Raw genomic sequence first — 1643 nt, 5'->3', positions numbered from 1 at the left:
AGAAGGGCAAGGACCGCCACCAAGGCGGCGGCGAGGGCAAGATAGCCCAGCCAGTCGTTGCGGCTGAACAGGTCGCGGATCAGCGCATCGACCCAGAGGCCCACGGCGAGCGACACGAGAACGCCCAGCGCGCCGAAGACGGTGCGGCCGAGCGTGACGCGACGCGGGCGCGGTGCGGCGACGGGAGGCGTGAGATCGGGCAGGTCCGCCGTCGTGTCGATGAAGGGGTCCTCTGCGTCCGGTGTCAGCCTGACGGGTGCGTCGAAGGCGGCAGGCGGACGGGTGCGTTCGCTCTCCGGCCGGGTGGTTGCATCTGCCGGCAGGGAGAAGGCGGCGGGCTTGCGCGGACGGTCGGTCATGCGAGCCGGTCTCCGATCAGATATTGCAGCGCGCGGTCGAGCCTTATGTGCGGCACCGACAGTTTCAGCCCGCCGCCGGTCTCCTCGATATGGGGCGGGCGAAAGCGCACGAAGTTGAGCAGGTGTTCGCCTTCAGGAGCCGATTCAAGCGCTTCGAAAAGTGAATCCGGATTCTTCGGCAAGTCCCCGGGAAAGATAGCGGTTTTGCGTTCGCCGTCGAAAATTTCACCGTTGATTGTCTCACCCGCCATGGGCACGCCGACGATCACGGGCAGGTCCTCGCCGCCATGCTTGACGGTGGCCTCCCGGGTGGCGCGCACGGAGGCGAGCGCCATCACCTCGATGCCCGCGCCGCTCATGCCGATGCGCTCGATGGCGCGCTCGACGAGGCGGCGGGTGACGGCCTCCAGACGCGGATGGCTTTCATGGTGCAGGTGATCGGCCTTGGTGGCGGCGATCACGATGCGGTCGATGCGCCGCGTAACGAAGGAGGACAGGAAGCTGTTCGAGCCGGCACGGAAACAATCCAGCACGTCGCCGAGCGCGCGTTCCAGATCGTGCACGGCCTCTGCGCCGCGATTGATCGCCTGGAGCGCATCGATCAGCACGATCTGCCGGTCGAGGCGGGCGAAGTGCTCGCGAAAGAACGGGCGCACCACATGGGACTTGTAGGCCTCGTAGCGCCGCTCCATCATCGCCTGCAAGGAACCGCGTGCGGGGCTGCCCTTGGCAAGGTCGGGCAGCGGCGCGAAGGTGAGCGCCGGCGAGCCTTCCAGGTCGCCCGGCATCAGGAAGCGGCCCGGCGGCAGGGTGGAGAGCGAGCGCTCATCTGATTTGCAGGCGCGCAGATAGGCGGTGAAGGCCTCTGCAAGCGCCCGGGCCGTCGCCTCCGACGCATCGGCCGCCGGATCGACCGTCGCGGACAAGGCCAGCCAGTCGCGGGCGAGCTCGGCGCGGATACCGGAGCTCGCGAGTGCGACGGTCTTTTCGCTGAAGGTCCGGTAATCCTGCGCCAGCAGGGGAAGATCGAGCAGCCATTCGCCGGGATAATCGACGATGTCGATGGAGAGTTTGCCGGGCGAGAACAGCCGGCCCCAGCCGGAGGCGCTTTCATATTCCAGCGTGAGGCGGAGCTGCGAAATCGCGCGGGTCGAATCCGGCCAGACGCGGTCGGCCACCAGCGCGCGGATGTGGTCCTCGTACTGGAAGCGCGGCACGGCATCGTCCGGCTGCGGTTCCAGGCGGATCTTCGAGACCCGGCCGGAGCGCCCGGCCTCGAACAGC

At 67.9% G+C, this 1643-nt stretch carries 1 protein-coding gene and 1 pseudogene; both read right to left on the bottom strand.

Going from position 1 to position 1643, the window contains the following annotated elements:
- Positions 1–359, bottom strand: a pseudogene (locus ACOJTB_RS10025) (TIGR01620 family protein); the annotation flags it as partial.
- On the bottom strand, positions 356–1643 hold a 1288-nt coding region (locus ACOJTB_RS10020), incomplete at its 5' end, for a YcjX family GTP-binding protein (RefSeq protein ID WP_420102382.1). The pseudogene ACOJTB_RS10025 and the gene ACOJTB_RS10020, both read right to left, overlap by 4 nt.

The organism is Allobosea sp. (assembly GCF_048595345.1).
GTDB lineage: Bacteria > Pseudomonadota > Alphaproteobacteria > Rhizobiales > Beijerinckiaceae > Allobosea.
The sequence above is the reverse complement of the archived record's forward strand: the minus strand, read 5'-3'. Positions and strand labels throughout refer to the sequence as shown.